At 66.1% G+C, this 15669-nt stretch carries 16 protein-coding genes and 1 pseudogene; 9 read left to right on the top strand and 8 right to left on the bottom strand.

What is annotated here, in order from left to right; genetic code table 11:
* Positions 1–7: 7 nt before the first annotated feature.
* Genes AC0KTM_RS05320 through AC0KTM_RS05300 form a run of 5 tightly spaced genes read right to left on the bottom strand, consistent with a single transcriptional unit; the run spans position 8 to position 4512 of the window.
* Positions 8–1108 carry a TIGR03857 family LLM class F420-dependent oxidoreductase gene (locus AC0KTM_RS05320; RefSeq protein ID WP_238957472.1) on the bottom strand — a complete coding sequence of 367 codons (1101 nt, stop codon included), beginning with the start codon at positions 1106–1108 and terminating at the stop codon, positions 8–10.
* Positions 1105–1485: a nuclear transport factor 2 family protein gene (locus tag AC0KTM_RS05315; protein WP_225326631.1), complete on the bottom strand. Its 381-nt coding sequence runs from the start codon at positions 1483–1485 to the stop codon at positions 1105–1107. Before AC0KTM_RS05315 ends, AC0KTM_RS05320 begins: the two co-directional genes overlap by 4 nt.
* On the bottom strand, positions 1485–2606 hold the full coding sequence (locus tag AC0KTM_RS05310; RefSeq protein ID WP_225326632.1) for an alpha/beta fold hydrolase: 1122 nt from the start codon (positions 2604–2606) through the stop codon (positions 1485–1487). Before AC0KTM_RS05310 ends, AC0KTM_RS05315 begins: the two co-directional genes overlap by 1 nt.
* A gap of 18 nt (positions 2607–2624) precedes the next feature.
* Positions 2625–4247, bottom strand: coding sequence for a flavin-containing monooxygenase (locus AC0KTM_RS05305; protein WP_225326633.1), 1623 nt, complete (start codon positions 4245–4247; stop codon positions 2625–2627).
* Positions 4240–4512, bottom strand: a complete 273-nt coding sequence (locus AC0KTM_RS05300) for a nuclear transport factor 2 family protein (protein ID WP_225326634.1) — start codon at positions 4510–4512, stop codon at positions 4240–4242. Before AC0KTM_RS05300 ends, AC0KTM_RS05305 begins: the two co-directional genes overlap by 8 nt.
* Before the next feature lie 83 nt (positions 4513–4595).
* On the opposite strand from AC0KTM_RS05300, the gene AC0KTM_RS05295 reads away from it, so the two are divergent.
* The 6 genes from AC0KTM_RS05295 (at position 4596) to AC0KTM_RS05270 (ending at position 9900) form a co-directional block, all read left to right on the top strand.
* A complete protein-coding gene (locus tag AC0KTM_RS05295; RefSeq protein ID WP_225326635.1) occupies positions 4596–5603 on the top strand; it encodes a Rieske 2Fe-2S domain-containing protein in 1008 nt (335 codons plus the stop codon).
* Positions 5600–6229: a cysteine hydrolase family protein gene (locus AC0KTM_RS05290; RefSeq protein WP_225326636.1), complete on the top strand. Its 630-nt coding sequence runs from the start codon at positions 5600–5602 to the stop codon at positions 6227–6229. Before AC0KTM_RS05295 ends, AC0KTM_RS05290 begins: the two co-directional genes overlap by 4 nt.
* Positions 6226–6846, top strand: a complete 621-nt coding sequence (locus AC0KTM_RS05285; RefSeq protein ID WP_238957471.1) for a PaaI family thioesterase — start codon at positions 6226–6228, stop codon at positions 6844–6846. The genes AC0KTM_RS05290 and AC0KTM_RS05285 overlap by 4 nt, the downstream gene beginning before the upstream one ends.
* 85 nt (positions 6847–6931) lie before the next feature.
* Positions 6932–8584, top strand: coding sequence for an acyl-CoA synthetase (locus tag AC0KTM_RS05280; RefSeq protein WP_238958003.1), 1653 nt, complete (start codon positions 6932–6934; stop codon positions 8582–8584).
* A gap of 3 nt (positions 8585–8587) precedes the next feature.
* The gene (locus AC0KTM_RS05275; RefSeq protein WP_472415112.1) at positions 8588–9061 is read left to right on the top strand and encodes an SRPBCC family protein; all 474 of its coding nucleotides are present in this window, start codon (positions 8588–8590) and stop codon (positions 9059–9061) included.
* On the top strand, positions 9058–9900 hold the full coding sequence (locus AC0KTM_RS05270; RefSeq protein WP_225326639.1) for an SDR family NAD(P)-dependent oxidoreductase: 843 nt from the start codon (positions 9058–9060) through the stop codon (positions 9898–9900). Before AC0KTM_RS05275 ends, AC0KTM_RS05270 begins: the two co-directional genes overlap by 4 nt.
* Positions 9901–10144: 244 nt before the next feature.
* Here AC0KTM_RS05270 and AC0KTM_RS05265 read toward each other — a convergent pair whose 3' ends face one another.
* On the bottom strand, positions 10145–10918 hold the full coding sequence (locus AC0KTM_RS05265; RefSeq protein WP_472415110.1) for a FadR/GntR family transcriptional regulator: 774 nt from the start codon (positions 10916–10918) through the stop codon (positions 10145–10147).
* Between the two features lie 343 nt (positions 10919–11261).
* Between AC0KTM_RS05265 and AC0KTM_RS05260 the strand changes: the two genes are divergently transcribed.
* The 3 genes and pseudogenes from AC0KTM_RS05260 (at position 11262) to AC0KTM_RS05250 (ending at position 12936) form a co-directional block, all read left to right on the top strand.
* Positions 11262–11564 carry an alcohol dehydrogenase catalytic domain-containing protein gene (locus AC0KTM_RS05260; protein WP_472415108.1) on the top strand — a complete coding sequence of 101 codons (303 nt, stop codon included), beginning with the start codon at positions 11262–11264 and terminating at the stop codon, positions 11562–11564.
* Positions 11533–11850, top strand: a pseudogene (locus AC0KTM_RS05255) (alcohol dehydrogenase); the annotation flags it as partial. The gene AC0KTM_RS05260 and the pseudogene AC0KTM_RS05255, both read left to right, overlap by 32 nt.
* 93 nt (positions 11851–11943) lie before the next feature.
* Positions 11944–12936 (top strand): hypothetical protein, encoded by a 993-nt coding sequence (locus AC0KTM_RS05250; protein WP_225326641.1) that lies wholly within the window; start codon positions 11944–11946, stop codon positions 12934–12936.
* A gap of 7 nt (positions 12937–12943) precedes the next feature.
* On the opposite strand, the gene AC0KTM_RS05245 is transcribed toward AC0KTM_RS05250, so the two are convergent.
* Together AC0KTM_RS05245 and AC0KTM_RS05240 are read right to left on the bottom strand one after the other, a co-directional pair.
* Positions 12944–14149: a cytochrome P450 gene (locus AC0KTM_RS05245; RefSeq protein ID WP_225326642.1), complete on the bottom strand. Its 1206-nt coding sequence runs from the start codon at positions 14147–14149 to the stop codon at positions 12944–12946.
* Complete coding sequence (locus AC0KTM_RS05240; protein WP_225326643.1) at positions 14146–15642, bottom strand: coniferyl aldehyde dehydrogenase; 1497 nt, start codon at positions 15640–15642, stop codon at positions 14146–14148. Before AC0KTM_RS05240 ends, AC0KTM_RS05245 begins: the two co-directional genes overlap by 4 nt.
* Between the last annotated feature and the right edge of the window lie 27 nt (positions 15643–15669).

The following is a 15669-nucleotide window of genomic DNA, read 5'->3' as shown; positions in this document are numbered from 1 at the left end:
ACACTCCTCACTCAGAAGATGTGTTGCATCCATCCCTTGAAATCAAGTCGGGAAACGCGTCGCCAGTTGCACTTTCGCGGTAATAGGTCACGATCGGCTCGAGCTCGTCGGGGGTGGCGCCATGCATGATGACCGCGTCGGCCCCGTAGTCGAACTCCTTGCGGATGCGGTCCACGCACTGTTCGGCCGTCCCGGTCGCCGAGGGCTCCAGCCATTCGTCGGGGATCAGCGTCGCGATGTGCTCGATCTGCTCGGGCGTGCCCTTGTGGTCGATCCCGCCGGCGATCGACGTGACGACCGGGTCTTCGCGGAACCGTTGCAGCACAGCGGGATCCCAGTCATTGGTTTGGACGAGCAGGTCGCCGTAGCCCTGTAGATAAGTGGCCAGCCGCGCGACGGTCTTCTTCAGCCGCAACTCTTCGGGCAGGTGGTCGCCGACGGTCGCGAAGCACGACCACACCCGTACACTGTCGGGGTCGCGGCCCGCCTTCTCCGCGGCCGCCTTCACGGTTTTGACGCTGCGCTGCAAGGTTTCCGGGGTGAAGTAGGTGTGCAGTATGACGTCGTCGAAGGCCCGGCCTCCGAGCGCGAGCGTGTTAGGGCCGAACGCCACCAGGGCCAACCGGATGTCTTCGTTGAAGTCCGGATCGAGAAACAGGATGGGGTACTTGCCCATCGGGCCGTCGTGGTTGAAGATCAGCTCGCCGTGCCACAGTCGGCGCATGACCTGGGCCCAATCCTCCATTTGCGCCGTCGTCACCGCCGGTATGCCGAAGGCCCCGTAGATTGCGGCGATGCCCCGGCCGACGCCCAGGGTGAATCGGCCGCCGGAAAGGCGATGCATCGTGGTCGCCCACGATCCCGTGATCAGCGGGTGGCGGGTGTTGTGATTGGTTGCGGCGGTGGCGATCTGCATGCGGGTGGTCACCGCGCACGCCGCCCCGACGAGCGACGACGCCTCTTTGACGTTCCACCGCTCGGAGATGAATCCGGTGCCGAAGCCGAGTTCCTCGCCGCGACGGGCCTCGTCCATCAATGCAGCCGGGCCCTCACCCCCGGCGCCGGCCAGCAGATAGAAGCCCAATTCATCAAGCGTACGGTCACTCAATTCCAAACCCCTTGCTGGTAGCCGCAGTTCCACACCTCGGTAATCTTGCCATCGACCACGCGGAACACCTCCATGCTGGCGATGTTGGTTTGGGTGCCGTCCTTGGTCCTGATCGTCGAGTCGTAGACGATCGCCACGTGTTCGCCGTCCTCGCCCTCGATGACGACATTGAGGTCGAAGTGCAACGATTCGGCCACCTGCCACATGTCCACCACCCGCTGGACCGCTTCGGCGTGGGTCAGCGTGCGCGAAGCACCGACCTCGTGCCGAATGACGGTGTCGCCCAACAGCTCCTCGGCCAGCTCGATGTTGCGCTCATTCCACACGACGAGGTTGTAGAGCTCGACCACCGTCCGTGCCGTCCAGGTCGGCGCCATCAGCCGGGCACCGCGTCGCGCAGGAATCGGTCGGTGATGCGCTGCACGCGCCGGGAGAAAATGTGCCCGACGTGGCTGCCGTCGTACCAATACAACTGGCCGGCCCAGCGTTCCTGCAGCGCGTTCGTGGGCTCACGCATCGCCATCCGGTCGTGCCACGCCCCGACGATGAGGCGGCGCTCCGGTGGCGGCGAGGGTGTGACCGCCAGGGGGTCGATCACCGAGGTCAGCTGGGTGACCACGGGAGATTCCAGCAACTCGCGGAATCCGTCGCGCGACGGCCCCCACCGCTGAAGGTGTCGCGCGATCATCGCGTTGAGCCCCAGGATGGGCGTGTACAGGGCCACCGCATCGATCCGCTTTTCCAGGTGCGACACCAGCGCGGCCACCGGGGTGCCCATCGAAATCCCGGCCACCACAACGGCGGTGGCTTGCGCCTGCGCCCAGCGCACCACGGCGCGCACCTCCGAGACGACCCGCATCATTCCCGCGACGTTGCCGAGCGGATCCATGTCGGGATAGGCCGGCCAGTGGCCGCGTCGGCACCCGTGGCCCGGCTGCACCGGCATCGCGATGTTGAAGCCCAGTTTGCGATGTATCCGGCCGATGCCGGACATCAGCAGGTCTTCGGTGCCGCCCTGACCGGCGCCGTGCACCCATACCAGCCACGGTCTGGGCCCGTCGCGGTGCCGGCACACGTGCACCACCGCTCGCGCCGGCCCGCCCAACCCGTCGGCCTCCAGGGTCGGCGGCAGGGCCGGATCGTGTTCGAAGGTCAGCCGTTCGTATGCCAGGCCGGCGATACGGCGCCGGCGTATCGAGGCGGCCCGCAACGGTTTCGGCTCGGCGTGCGCCCGGTCGATGCCGAGCGTCGAGAGCTCCTCGGCGGCCGCGGTGCACGCATCCAGCGGGCGCATCGCCGCGGGGCTGCCGCCCAGCAGCGAAAAGCCGCTCAGCACAAGCTCGTCGAGCATGACCTCACCGAACTGGCGGACACCGCGTGGCGACAGCGGGGACCAACCGGTGGACTCCTGCAGACCGGCCACCGTTCGCGGCACCAGCATTGCGAGTTCCCGGGCCACATCTTTGGCCAGGCTCAGCCCGTTCAATGCCTTCGCCATGTCGCTCACCTTCAACAGCTAAGCCAGTTTGAATCCGGTGTATCCGCTTGCCGCGATTTCGTCGCAGCGCCGCCGGTATTCGGGGATTCCGCCGGTGTAGCCCATATACATCCGTTTCTTGCCCGGCACGTTGCCACCGTTGTACCAGGAGTTGCACGACGAGTGGACCAGAACCGTAGGCGCGACGAGCGCCGTGGTGTGGTCGATCCACTCCTGCTGAGCGGTGCTGAGCGCCTCGATGGTGCGGATGTCGTTGGCGCGCAGATACGCGAGGCAGTCGCCGATCCACTCCACGTGCTGTTCGAGGGCGGCGACGAAGTTCGTCGCGGCGCTCGGGCTGCCCGGGCCCTGAACCGTGAAGAGGTTCGGGAACCCGGCGACCGCCAGACCCAGGTACGACAGCGGGCCTTCGGTGGCCCAGAATTCGCCGAGCGAGACACCGCCGCGGCCACGGACGTCGATGCGGCTCAGCGCGCCGGTCATGGCGTCAAAACCGGTGGCGTAGACGATGGCATCGAGTTCGTGCAACCGGTCCTCGGTGCGGATGCCGGCGGGTGTGACTTCGCGGATCGGCGACTTTCGCAGGTCGACGAGGGTGACGTTGTCTCGGTTGAACGTCTCGTAGTAGCCCTGGTCGATGATCGGGCGCTTACAGGCGAAGGGGTGCACGGGAACCAGGGAGGCGGCGGTGTCCGGGTCCTTGACGATCCGGGCCACCGCCTCGCCGTACAACTTGGCGGCCATCCGGTTGGCGTCGATGTCGAAGAAGATGTCGCCCCAGTTCAGTGCGCCCATGACGCCGTTCTCCTCGATGGCGCGCAGTTGCTCTTCGCGCGTCGCCGACTTCAGTGGCGGCCTGCCGAGCATTTCGAGCAGGACGGAAAACGCGCTCAGCCGGGCCGCGCCGATCGGGTGGGCGCGCTGGGCCGCACGGATTTCGCCGTAACGGGCCTTCATGTCGTCGAGCTCGCCCGGCTCGAAGCGATGCACCCGCCACGGCAAGGTGTATGCCGGTGATCGCTGAAACACCGACAATTGCAGGGCTTCTCGGGCGACGACGGGGATGAGTTGCACGCCGGTCGAGCCGGTGCCGATGACGCCGACGCGCTTGCCGGTGAGGTCGACGCCGCCCTCGGGCCAGCGGCTGGTGAACAGCGACGCCCCGGCGAACGTGTCCATCCCGGGGATGTCCGGCTCCAGCGGTACGGACAGGATGCCCGAGGCGGCGACGACGAAGGGAACCCGGAAAATGTCGTCGGATTCGGTGCGCACCGACCACATCGCGGCTTCGTGGTCGAACGTCATCGCGACGACCTTGGTGCCGAATTGGATGTCGCGGCGAAGGTCGAGCCGGTCGGCCACGAAGTTCAGGTAGGCCTCGATCTCCGGCTGGGCCGGCATCGACTCCGTCCACACCCACTCCTGCTGGATCTCTTCGGAGAAGCTGTAGGAGTATTCGATGCTCTCGATGTCGCACCGCGCGCCGGGATAGCGGTTGAAAAGCCAGGTGCCGCCCACGCTTTCGGCCATCTCCAGCACGCGGGTACGTAGCCCGAGTTGCCGCAGCCGGTGCAGCATGTACAGCCCGGAGAACCCGGCGCCGATGACGAGGACGTCGTAGGAGGTATCAGCTTCAGCCATCGTCGCCGCCGGTTATCTTCAAGATGGTTCGGCTCAGGTTTCCCCCGAAGCCCCCCATCACCATCGGTGCGAAGTTCCCCACCCCCTCGATCGGGGGCGCGGTCTGAGGGTCGGCACCCGCGGTGGACACCGCCATGTCCAGCGTCACGACCACGTCGGTGGTGAACACGTCGCACCAAGACTCCAGGTCTTCGGTGTCCAGAAAACGGCAGTAGCGCGCCTTCAGTTGCCGGATGGCTTCCAGCTCGTCAGCCGCTGTCGTCATGTCACTCCTTGCCGCGCGCGGGCCGGACTGCTGAAATCTATACTGTAATGGATTTAGTATCAACGATCACGGGAGGCACTGGCGTGAAAGTTCCCTTCACCTGGAAGGTCACCGGCTGGTTCATGGTCGGCTGGTCCCCGGAGTTTCCCGTCGGCGAGGTCCGGCCGCTGCGCTATTTCGGGGAGGACCTGGTGGCCTACCGGGATGAGCAGGGTGAGCTGCATGTTTTGGAAGCGCACTGCAAGCATCTCGGCGCCCACATCGGCCACGGCGGCAAGGTGGTCGGCGACTGCGTCGAGTGCCCCTTCCACGGCTGGCGCTGGGGGCCGGACGGCTGCAACAAATACATCCCGTATCAGCCGGACCGGCCCAACCGAGGGCTGCGGCTGAAGGTGTATCCCGTCCGGGAGCAGTACGACTGCGTGTTCATCTGGCACCACCCGGACGGCAAGGAGCCACAGTGGGAAATGCCGGATATCTTCCGCAAGTTCCCGCAATTCGAGACCGATCCTGCCCAGTACTACCGGGCGTATCCGGAGTTTTCCCGGCGCGCGGAGCGCGAACCGGTGCATCCGCAGATCGTGGCCGAAAACGCACCCGACAGCGCCCATTTCGAGTACGTGCACCACGCCACGGTGACGCCCCGGGTGCTCGACTGGAAGATCGTCGACCACGAATGGCAGTTCATCGCGGGCTGGCCGGACGCAACTAGCGACAATCCCGACGATCTCGCGTTACGGTTTCACAGCCACCTGTTCGGGCTCGGCGGGGCGATCAGCGTCTTCGAGGGCGCGCAAAACCACCGGCTGATCTTCACCTGCACGCCGGTCGACGACGAGTGCTCGGACCTGTTCTACTCGATCTGGTGGCCGCGAATCCCCGGCGACACGGCGGACGTTCCGGAAGGAAAACTGCGCGACGTCATCGAGAAGCAGTTCCTGTCCACGGTGTTCGACGACCTGCAGATCTGGCGCTACCAGAAGTATGTGGAACACCCGGCACTGTCGAAGACCGATGCGAAAGGCTATATGGCGCTGAGGAAGTGGGCGACGCAGTTCTATGACGTCGCGCCGGTGGGCGCCCCCGCATGACGGACCGGCTGGCGGGACTTGTCGCACCTGAGCACACCGCGATCGTCGCCCAGGAGTGCCAGGGCGCGGTGATGGGTCCCGACGCCGGACTGGCGATGCTGGCCGAGGAAGCCCGCCGCGAGGCGTTGCCCAACATCGCGCGCCTGCTGCCCGCGGCCCGCGCGGCCGGGGTGCGGGTCGTGCATTGCCTGGTGCAGCGGCGGCCCGACGGGCTCGGCTCCAACCACAACGCGAAGATCTTCGCGATGGGCGGCGGCAACCAGGTGGACATCACCCCCGGCACGCCGGGTGCGGAGGTGCTGCCCGAATTAGGTCCGGAGCCTTCGGATTTGGTCTTGCGCCGCTGGCACGGCGTGGGGCCGATGGGCGGCACCGATCTGGACGCGGTGTTACGCAATCTCGGCGTCTCGACCATTGTCGTGGTGGGTGTTTCGCTGAACATCGCGATCCCCAACCTCGTCATGGACGCGGTCAACGCCGCCTACCGGGTGGTCCTGCCCCGCGACGCCGTCGCCGGCATACCCGCCGACTATGGTGCAGCGATGATCGCCAATACGCTGTCGCTGCTTGCCACCATCACCAGCACCGACGATCTGCTCCGGGCCTGGGACGAGGAAGCGCGATGACCGACACAGCGCCGGAAGTTCGCGGCGGATTCCCCGACGTCAAGCCCGTCGAGGACGCTCCCGCGGAACTGGGCCCGTTCGTCGCCGCACTGCGCCGACTGCAGGACCTGACCGTGTCCACCAAGCCGGACCCCGCGCTGTGGGCCGCCGCGACCGCGCACCTGGAGAACGCCTGCGCGCTGCTGGATGGCCACCAGGTCCCCGAGGTCGAGGCGGTGGCCGGCCGGGTGCTGAGCCTGCCCGGGCTGGCCCATCCCCTACTGCCGCCCTGGATGGTGACCGATGCCGGTGCCGACGGCGTCACGATGGCCGGTCATTTCACCACCTCGCACATCGGCGGGAACCGGGCCGTGCACGGCGGCATGATCCCGCTGTTCTACGACTGGCTGTTCGGCATGGTCGTGTCCACCGCGGACATCCGGCCGACGCGCACGGCCTATCTGCACGTCGACTACCGGCAGATCACCCCGATCGATCAGCCGCTGACCGCTCAGGGCCGCATCACCGACGTCGACGGCCGGAAGGTTTTCATTGACGCTACTATGACAGCCGCCGACGGTACGCTGCTCAGCGAAGCCAACGGCCTGATGGTTCGCCTGCTACCCCACCAGCCGTGAGCGGACCCCGGTTTGGCGAGCAGACGCAGAATCGCACCGCACGAGCCTTGCGCATGCGATTCTGCGTCTGCTCGGCGGAAAGGAAATAGTGGACACCACAACAACATTCACGGTTCCTGCCGTCGCGAAGGCCGTCGCGGCCGCCATCCCCGATCGGGAGCTGGTCATCCAGGGCGATCGCCGGTACACCTACGCGCAGGTGATCGACCGCTCGAACCGGCTCGCCGCCTACCTGCACTCGCAAGGTTTGGGATGCCACACCGAGCGCTCCGCGCTGGCCGGCCACGAGGTGGGCCAGGACCTGCTCGGCCTCTACGCCTACAACGGGAACGAATTCGTCGAGGCGCTGCTGGGCAGCTTCGCGGCCCGGGTGGCCCCGTTCAACGTCAACTTCCGCTACGTCAAAAGCGAGCTCCAGTATCTGCTGGCGGATTCGGGGGCCACCGCGCTGCTCTACCACGGCGCATTTGCGCCACGGGTCGCCGAGATCTTGCCGGATCTTCCGCAGCTACGCGTGCTGATCCAGATCGCCGACGGCTCGGGCAACGACTTGCTCGAGGGCGCAGTCGATTACGAGGCCGCTTTGGCGTCCGTGTCGCCGGAACCGCCGCCGGTGCAGCACTGCGCCGACGACCTGTACGTCCTGTACACCGGGGGCACGACGGGCATGCCGAAGGGCGTGCTGTGGCGCCAGCACGACATCTTCATGACGTCCTTCGGCGGGCGGAATCTCATGACCGGCGAACCCTCGGCGTCCATCGACGAGATCGTCGAGCGGGCGGCCTCGGGTCCCGGCACCAAGCTGATGATCCTGCCCCCACTGATCCACGGCGCGGCCCAGTGGAGCGTGATGACGGCGATCACGACGGGGCAGTCCGTCGTTTTCCCCACGGTCGTCGACCATTTGGACGCCGACGACGTGGTGCGCACCATCGAGCGGGAAAAGGTCGCGGTGGTCACCGTGGTGGGTGACGCGATGGCCCGCCCGCTGGTTGCCGCGATCGAAAAGGGGACCGCCGACGTGTCGTCGTTGGCGGTCGTCGCCAACGGGGGCGCCCTGCTGACCCCGTACGTCAAGCAACGCTTGATCGAAGTGCTGCCGAACGCCGTTGTCGTCGACGGCGTCGGGTCGTCGGAGACGGGTGCCCAGATGCATCACATGTCCACCTCGGGCGCGGTAGCCACCGGCACGTTCAACGCCGGGCCGGACACCTTCGTCGCCGCCGAGGACCTGACGACCATCCTGGAACCCGGCCACGACGGGATGGGCTGGCTGGCCCAGCGAGGTTACGTTCCGCTCGGCTACAAGGGTGATGCGGCCAAGACCGCCAAGACTTTTCCGGTGATCGACGGCGTTCGCTACGCCGTTCCCGGTGACCGCGCCCGCCACGGCGCCGACGGCTCCGTCGAACTGCTCGGCCGCGACTCGGTGACCATCAACTCCGGCGGCGAGAAGATTTTCGTCGAGGAGGTCGAAACGGCCATCGCGTCGCACCCCGCCGTGGCCGACGTGGTGGTCGCCGGACGGCCGAGCGAGCGGTGGGGCCAGGAGGTCGTCGCGGTCGTGGCGCTGGCCGAGGGCGCCAGCGTCGAGGCCGACGAGCTGGTCGCCCACGCCTCAACCACTTTGGCGCGCTACAAACTTCCGAAGGCGATCGTCTTCCGTCCGGTCATCGAGCGCAGCCCCTCGGGCAAGGCCGACTACCGGTGGGCTCGTGAGCAAGCCGTGAATGGTTGAGCGATGTCGTTGCTGCAGAAGGACGAGACGCTGACGGCTTCGACTGAGGTACGCGCCTCCGCGGACCGGATCTACGCCGTCGTGTCCGACGTCACGCAGATCCCGGAGTGGAGCCCGGAGACCGTGCGTGCGCAGTGGCTGGCTCCGGACCGTTTTCGGGCCTGGAACCGTCGGCGACTGGGCCGGTGGCGGACCGAAGCCGCCATCGTCGAAGCGGTGCCGGGACAACGGTTCTCGTTCGTCGTTCAGGCCATGGGTGGGGACTGGACGCAGTGGACATATCTCATCGAACCCGGTTCCACCGCCGGCACGTCGCGTCTCACCGAAGCCGTCCGGATGTGCGTCCCATTGCCTTTCGGGGCCGTGCTGTTCGAACACCTCTTTCTGTTCATCCGGGATCGACGTAGCGATCTTCAAACAAACCTTGAAACCTCGGTGGACCGCATTCGCTCGATTGTCGAGGCGGGCAATTCATGAACTACCAAGACCGCGTTGCGGTAGTCACGGGTGCCGGCTCCGGCATCGGCCGCGCATTGACGCAGATGCTCACCCAGGACGGGGCGCATGTCGCGGCGGCCGACATCGACGACAAGGGTCTCGCCGAGACGCAAACATCGTGCCGGCCCGGCCGGGTCACGCCGTACCGGGTCGATGTGGCGGACCGGGATGCCGTGTTGGGTTTCGCCGAAGACGTGCACCGGCAGCTCGGGCCGGCCTCGATGTTGTTCAACAATGCGGGAGTTGACCTGTTCGCGAGCGTGGCTGACATGTCGTGGACCGATTTTGATTGGCTCATCGGGATCAACGTCGGCGGCGTCGTCAATGGGACCAAGGCGTTCCTGCCGCAACTCATCGAGTCGGGTATTCCCCAGCGCCCGGCGCGGCTGGTCAACCTGTCCAGTGCCTTCGGGCTGATCGCGGTGCCTTACCAAGGGGCTTACAGCACGGCGAAGTTCGCGGTGCGGGGTTTCACCGAGGCGCTCCGGCAGGAGATGATCATCGAACGCCACCCGGTGACCGTGCACTGCGTGCACCCCGGGGTGGTCCGAACCAACTTCGGGACCAACATGCGCGCCGCCGATACGGAGGATCCCGACCAGGCGGCCAAACTCTTTGCGCGCGCGGCGCTCACCTCACCCGAGAAGGCCGCCCGCCTCATTCTGCGAGGCGCCGAGAAGAACCGAGCCAGGATCCTCATCGGGCCCGACGGGCGCGTGATGGCGGCGATGCCCCGGCTACTGGGCGCGCACTACGCCGCTCTGCAGGCCTATGCCGCGAGGGTGACGAATTCGCGTTCGGGACGCGCCGACCGCTGACGCGAGCCTATTGCGGCGGGGCGATTCTTCACCGCGACTCCCGGAGTCGCCGGCTCGCACCGCAGGCGCATAAACATCTGACGTTTCAAAACCCAACCGAACGCACCGCAGGTTGGCGTCACCGCCTGGCTATACCTCTAGAGGTTTATTCCAATCGCTGCGAGTCGCCGCGGCGGCCCGCGCACCAACTGCGCATCTGATGCCGCGAAAGACGGTGGCGCGCAGCCGCTGATACGAACCGCCTTCAGCGATGGTGGTTGAGGTCGACAACGGTGGCCGCGTGTTCGCCGAGTAACGAGCCGCGCAACCGGGCCATGTGAGTGTTCCAGTGCGCTTGGGCCCCATCCCCATCGCCGGCCGCGATGAACTCCACGAGCAGCTCATGGGCGCGAATCGTGCGCCGACGCGCCGTGACAGGTTCGTGGCGCGTGCGGGTGAGCACGTCGGCAATCGCACGCGCGATCACCTCGTTGAGCATCTCGGTCACGAGGATGAGTGTTTGGTTTCCCGCGAGGCGCACGATGTCCCCATGAAATCGAATCATCGCGTTTGTGCTGGCCAAGGGATCGTTTACCGTGCGTTTCTGGTCGACAATCACCTGCCGCAACTGGTTCGCTGCGCGTTGGTGGCCACGCGAGGTTGCGACCATCCGAGCAGCCGCCGGTTCGATGACCGCACTCGCGTCGAACACATCGGCCAGTGAGACGCTGCGTGATTGCAACACCAGTGCGGCCGCCCGTGCCGTCGTGCGCTGGTCGGGCCGATGCACGACCACACCTCCGAGGGCGCCCCGCACGACCGAGATCAGACCTTCGGCCTCCAGGATGCGCAAGGCCTCCCGCAACGACGGCCGCGACACACCGAACCGTTCGAGCAGGTCAGCCTCGGTGCCCAGTAGGTCACCTTCGTCGAGCCCGCCGGTGATGATCAGCGCACGCAGTTCGTCGGCGATCTGCTTCGGCTTGCCCGCTGTCTGGGCCTGCACCGCCGAGCCCGTCAGCGTTGTGCGCTTAGCCACGTCTCTCCCTACCGCACGACCGGCCACTATTCCAGCACACTCGCGAGCTTGACTGTCCGGCATTTTCGGTTCAGCGTCGCCCCATGAATTCGGTGCCCATCCTTCCCAATACGGGCCAAACAGGTCGTAAAGCCCGGACGCAGTCGACGCCGGGACGGTGGCTCACGCGCCTTTACAAACGATACATCTAGAGGTTTAAATGGCGCTAGACCGCCGCCCGGTTCACGCCGGCGACGGTCGGTGAACCGTCGGCCGGATCGACAGGTCGGTGATGCCGGGTCCAGGCTCTCCCGTCCGGATCTAGCCCGCAGGAAAGGCACGAGCCACCTGAAATGAGACCTCGATGAAAACGAAAGCAGCAGTCCTTCATGGTGTCGGTCAGGACTGGGACGTCACCACCATCGACATCGATCCCCCGCGGGCGGGAGAGGTGCTGGTGAAGATGGCCGTTGCGGGCATCTGCCATTCGGACGACCATTTCGCCACCGGTGACAGCGTGCCCGACCAGAATATGGCCGCCGCCATGGCAGCCGTCGGAATGCCCGTGCCCCAATGGTTTCCGCTGTTGGGCGGGCACGAAGGCGCCGGTATCGTCGAAGAGGGCGGCCCCGGGGTTGATCCCCGTCGCCATGCTGATGACACGTAAGGGCGGAACGTGCGTGCTGACCGGAATGACCCCGCTATCGGAGATGAACGTGCCGCTCATCCTGGCCGACATGGTCAACTCCTGCAAAACCCTCAAGGGCTCCCTCTACGGGGAGATGAACCCGCGGGTAAGCATGCCGATGCTGCTGTCGATGTACGAGGCGGGCGATCTCAAGCTCGACGAACTCGTCACCCGGCGATACAAGCTCGGCGAGATCAACGACGCGATCAAGCATTTGCGCGAGGGATGCAACATCCGAGGTGTCATCGACTTCACCGGCTCGTGAGCGCAGCAAAGGGCAACCCTATGCGCCACACCCGTAGAAGCCCGACCCCGAAAGCGGCCTAGCCAATTCGGCCAGAAGGTAGAGGTGAGTTGAATGCCGGATCGCATCGACTTCGAAGTACAGGTAGCGACGCCTTCACTGGACCACTATCGGCGCGAGTGGGTGCCGGGGCCCGATGTGGGCCTGGCGGGAATGTGGATCGGCGCGGTTGTCAGCGACGCGTCGGGACAGGACTACTGGGGGTTACGGGGAGCCGATGACTTCCTCGTTGGGATGACCCACGTAGTGTCGCCGATCACCGGATTCAAGGCACTGCAGAAGACGTTCGACGCCGATCCGCCCCACCTGTTCGCCGAATACTCCTCGATCGACTGGTTCGAGCCACTCGAATACGTCGACAGCGGGGCCGCGGTGCAACTGAACTACTACAGCGGCCGCATGGAGCGTGACGCCGATGGCTTTCACTGGTACGACGCGAGCGAGCGCTGGGAGATACACGGCAGGGACGCTACCGACATCTTCACCGTCCACGTGCCGGCGCAAGGCGGAATCGACGACGAGGTCTATTACCGTCACCAACTACTCTGGGCCACAGGCCAAGTCAACGGGACGAAGGTGTCGGGATACCTCCATCAGGACTACGCCTACGGCCCACCCGGAATGGTCTACCCGGAACTTCCGATCGCCCGCCAACTTCAGGGCATGTGGGTGTCCTGGCTGCACCAGTACGACGACGGCGAGCTGGGCGGCGGCTGCTTCTGGCAAGGCCGAGACGGAGTGGCTTTCGGACCCGGCTATCAGCTCAAGGGCGGGATCACCTCGGCGCATGACGACGTCGTGGCCAAACCGACCTTCGACGAAGACAACAAGCTGGTTGCGCTGGACGTATCCATCGGCTCGGACGCATACTCGTTCGCCTTCGACACCAGCGGCAGCCCCATCCATTTCTTCGGCCGCCTGACGAGCAGCTCGACGGGTAAGACCCCGGCTCGCAGCTGGTGCTGGGTCGAGTACGCCGGAGGCATGCTGACCCCGGAGCTCCTCGATTACATGATGCAGCGCTTCCGGCTCGCCCGCGGTCGCTGACGCCGCATTACGGCAGCACCCGCACCGGGACGTTGTTCCAGCCGGCGACATTTTGCATGTTGACGCGACGGCAGCCCGCCCAGTCCACCTCATAGCGCGGCATGTGGTCGAGCAACTTCTGCAGTGCGACAGAGCTTTCCATGCGTGCCAGCGCCGCCCCGAGGCAGCTGTGGATCCCGTAGCCGAATCCCAGGTTCTGTGCTTCGGCGCGGTCGCGGTCGATGTCGAAGACCTCTGGCTTCGTCCACGCGTCGGGATCACGGTTGGCCGAGCCGAGCAGTAGGAACACCGGCTTGCCGGCCGGGATGGTGACGCCGTGCAGGGTGACGTCTTCGCGCGAACAGCGCACGTTGTACTGGTTCGGGGATTCGTAGCGCAGCACCTCTTCGACCGCGGCGGGGACCCTGCTGCGGTCGTCGAGCAACTTCTGCCATTGCTCGGGATGGCGCGCAAACAACACCACCGCGTTGGCCACCAGCTTGGTCACCGTCTCGGCGCCCGCCCCGCCCAATAGCACGGCGAACTGGGCGATTTCGATGTTGTCCAACGCGGTGAGCTCGCCGTTCTCGCGCTCCACGCGGGCGGCCACCAATGCGCTGATCATGTCGTTGCGCGGGGCGGCCCTGCGCTCCTTCACCAGCTGGTAGTAGGCGATCGCCATTTGCGTGGCGGCCTGCACACCCGCCTCCGACATCTCGACCTCGCCCGGTTCGCGGTGCAGGAATTCGTCGAGCCACAGCCGGATCTGCTGGCGATCCCCCTCCGGCACCCCGAGCATCGTCGTGATGACTTCGACGGGGAACAGCGCCGAGAAATCCTGAACGACATCGAATCCCGCGGGGTCGGTGGCGCCCAGATAGCGATCGATCAGGCCGGTCACCAAGGGCCGCATCGATTCGATGGCGCGCGGGGTGAAGACCTTGTTGACCAGGCCGCGCATGTGCCGGTGTTCGGGCGGGTCCATCATGATGATCGACTTGTGCCCCATGGGCTCCTCGGAGCGCACCGCCGCGAGGTCCACACCTCGCGCCGACGAATACGTCTCGAAGTTCTTATACGCCGCGGCGACATCGACGTGGCGGCTCAGCGCGTAAAAGTCGTACCGTTCGCTGTAGTAGACCGGGGCTTCCTCACGCATCCGGCGATACGTCTCGTAGGGCCCGTTGAAGAAGTCCTCCGAGAACGGGTCGAATTCCAGTTCGGCGACGGTCATTTCGTAACCTTCTTTAGCCGGCGGTGCGTGCGGGCCCGCGCGATCCGCAGGGCGGTGTTGGCGTAGAACCGCAACGAGCTGCCGAACGGCGGCGCCGCGGTCCCGGTGATGCTGAACGGCAGGTCGTTGCCGACCACGGTGCGGTAATGACTGAAGGTGTCGAAACCGGCCTTGCCGTGGTAGGCACCCATCCCGCTGCGGCCCACTCCCCCGAATGGGGCCGCGGACGGGATCATCTGCGCCGCAAAATCATTGCGTGCGACGCCGCCGCTGCGGGTATTGCGGACAAAGGTGCGGAAATCGTCGTCGTCGGGACCGTACCAGTAGGCCACCAGCGGCGCCGGCCGACGGTTGATGTAGTCGATCGCCTCGTTCAGCCGGGAATACCCCATGACGGCCAGCACCGGGCCGAAGACCTCCTCGTCGGCGATCCGCATCCGGTCGTCGATGTCGCGGACAATGGTGGGCGCGATTTTGCGACTGGCGCGGTCGGGTAGCGGCTCGCCCTCCGGGGCAATCGTTTCCACGCGAGCACCGTGCGCCCGCGCATCATCGATCAGCCGGACCACCCGGTCGAAATTGGCCTGGTTGACGCTGGAGCAGTAGTCGGCGTTGGCGATGACCGTCGGGAACATCCCGCGCAGGGTTTCGCGGGCTGTGTCGACGAAGGTGTCGAGGTGGGCGTCGGGCACCAGCACGTAGTCGGGGCAGACACAGACCTGTCCGCCGTTGACCATGCGGCCACGGGCGATGCGCGCCGCCGACCGCGCGATGTCGGCGCCCGGCGCAACGACCACCGGGTTCTTGCCGCCGAGTTCCAGCGTCACCGGCACGAGGTTCTGGGCGGCCGAGCGTTGCACCAGCGCGCCCACCGACGGGGACCCGGTGAAAAACAGGTGATCGAACGGCAACGCCGCGAACTCGGCCGCGACGTCGGCGCCGCCGGTGACGACGTCGAGCTCAGTCGGGTCGAAGTACTGGGGCGCCGTCGCCGCCATCAGATCCGCGGTGTGCGCGGTGATCTCCGACATCTTGATCATCACCCGGTTGCCGGCCGCGAACGCCGCCGACGCGGGTAGCACCACAAGATTGACCGGGAAGTTCCACGGACCGATCACGCCGACGACGCCGAGCGGGGTGGGCTGGACTTCGGCCCGCAGGCCACACAGCCGGGCGGCGGGCATCAGTTTGGCCGGGCGCATCCATTGCGCCACATGGGATCTGGTGTGCTCGACCACCGAGGTGATCCCGATGATCTCGGTGAACAAAGAGGCCGCCTTGGACCGGGTGCCGTAGTCGGCGGCCATGGCGTCGATGAATGCGTCGCTGTTGTCCAGCAGCAGCGCCATCAATCGGTCGATGCGGTTGCGCCGGACCGCGGCGGTGGGCGGCCCCTCGGCGAGAAACGATCGCCGTTGTCGGTCCAGCATCGCCTGCAAATCGGTCTGTTGCCGCGCCGCCGGACTGTCAACCTGTTGGCCAACTGAACCCATGGCTGCACAGCTTACGGCAGCCGTGGC

The organism is Mycobacterium sp. NTMscope_Eco_3 (genome assembly GCF_976985685.1).
This window is presented reverse-complemented; position numbering and strand designations above follow the sequence as displayed.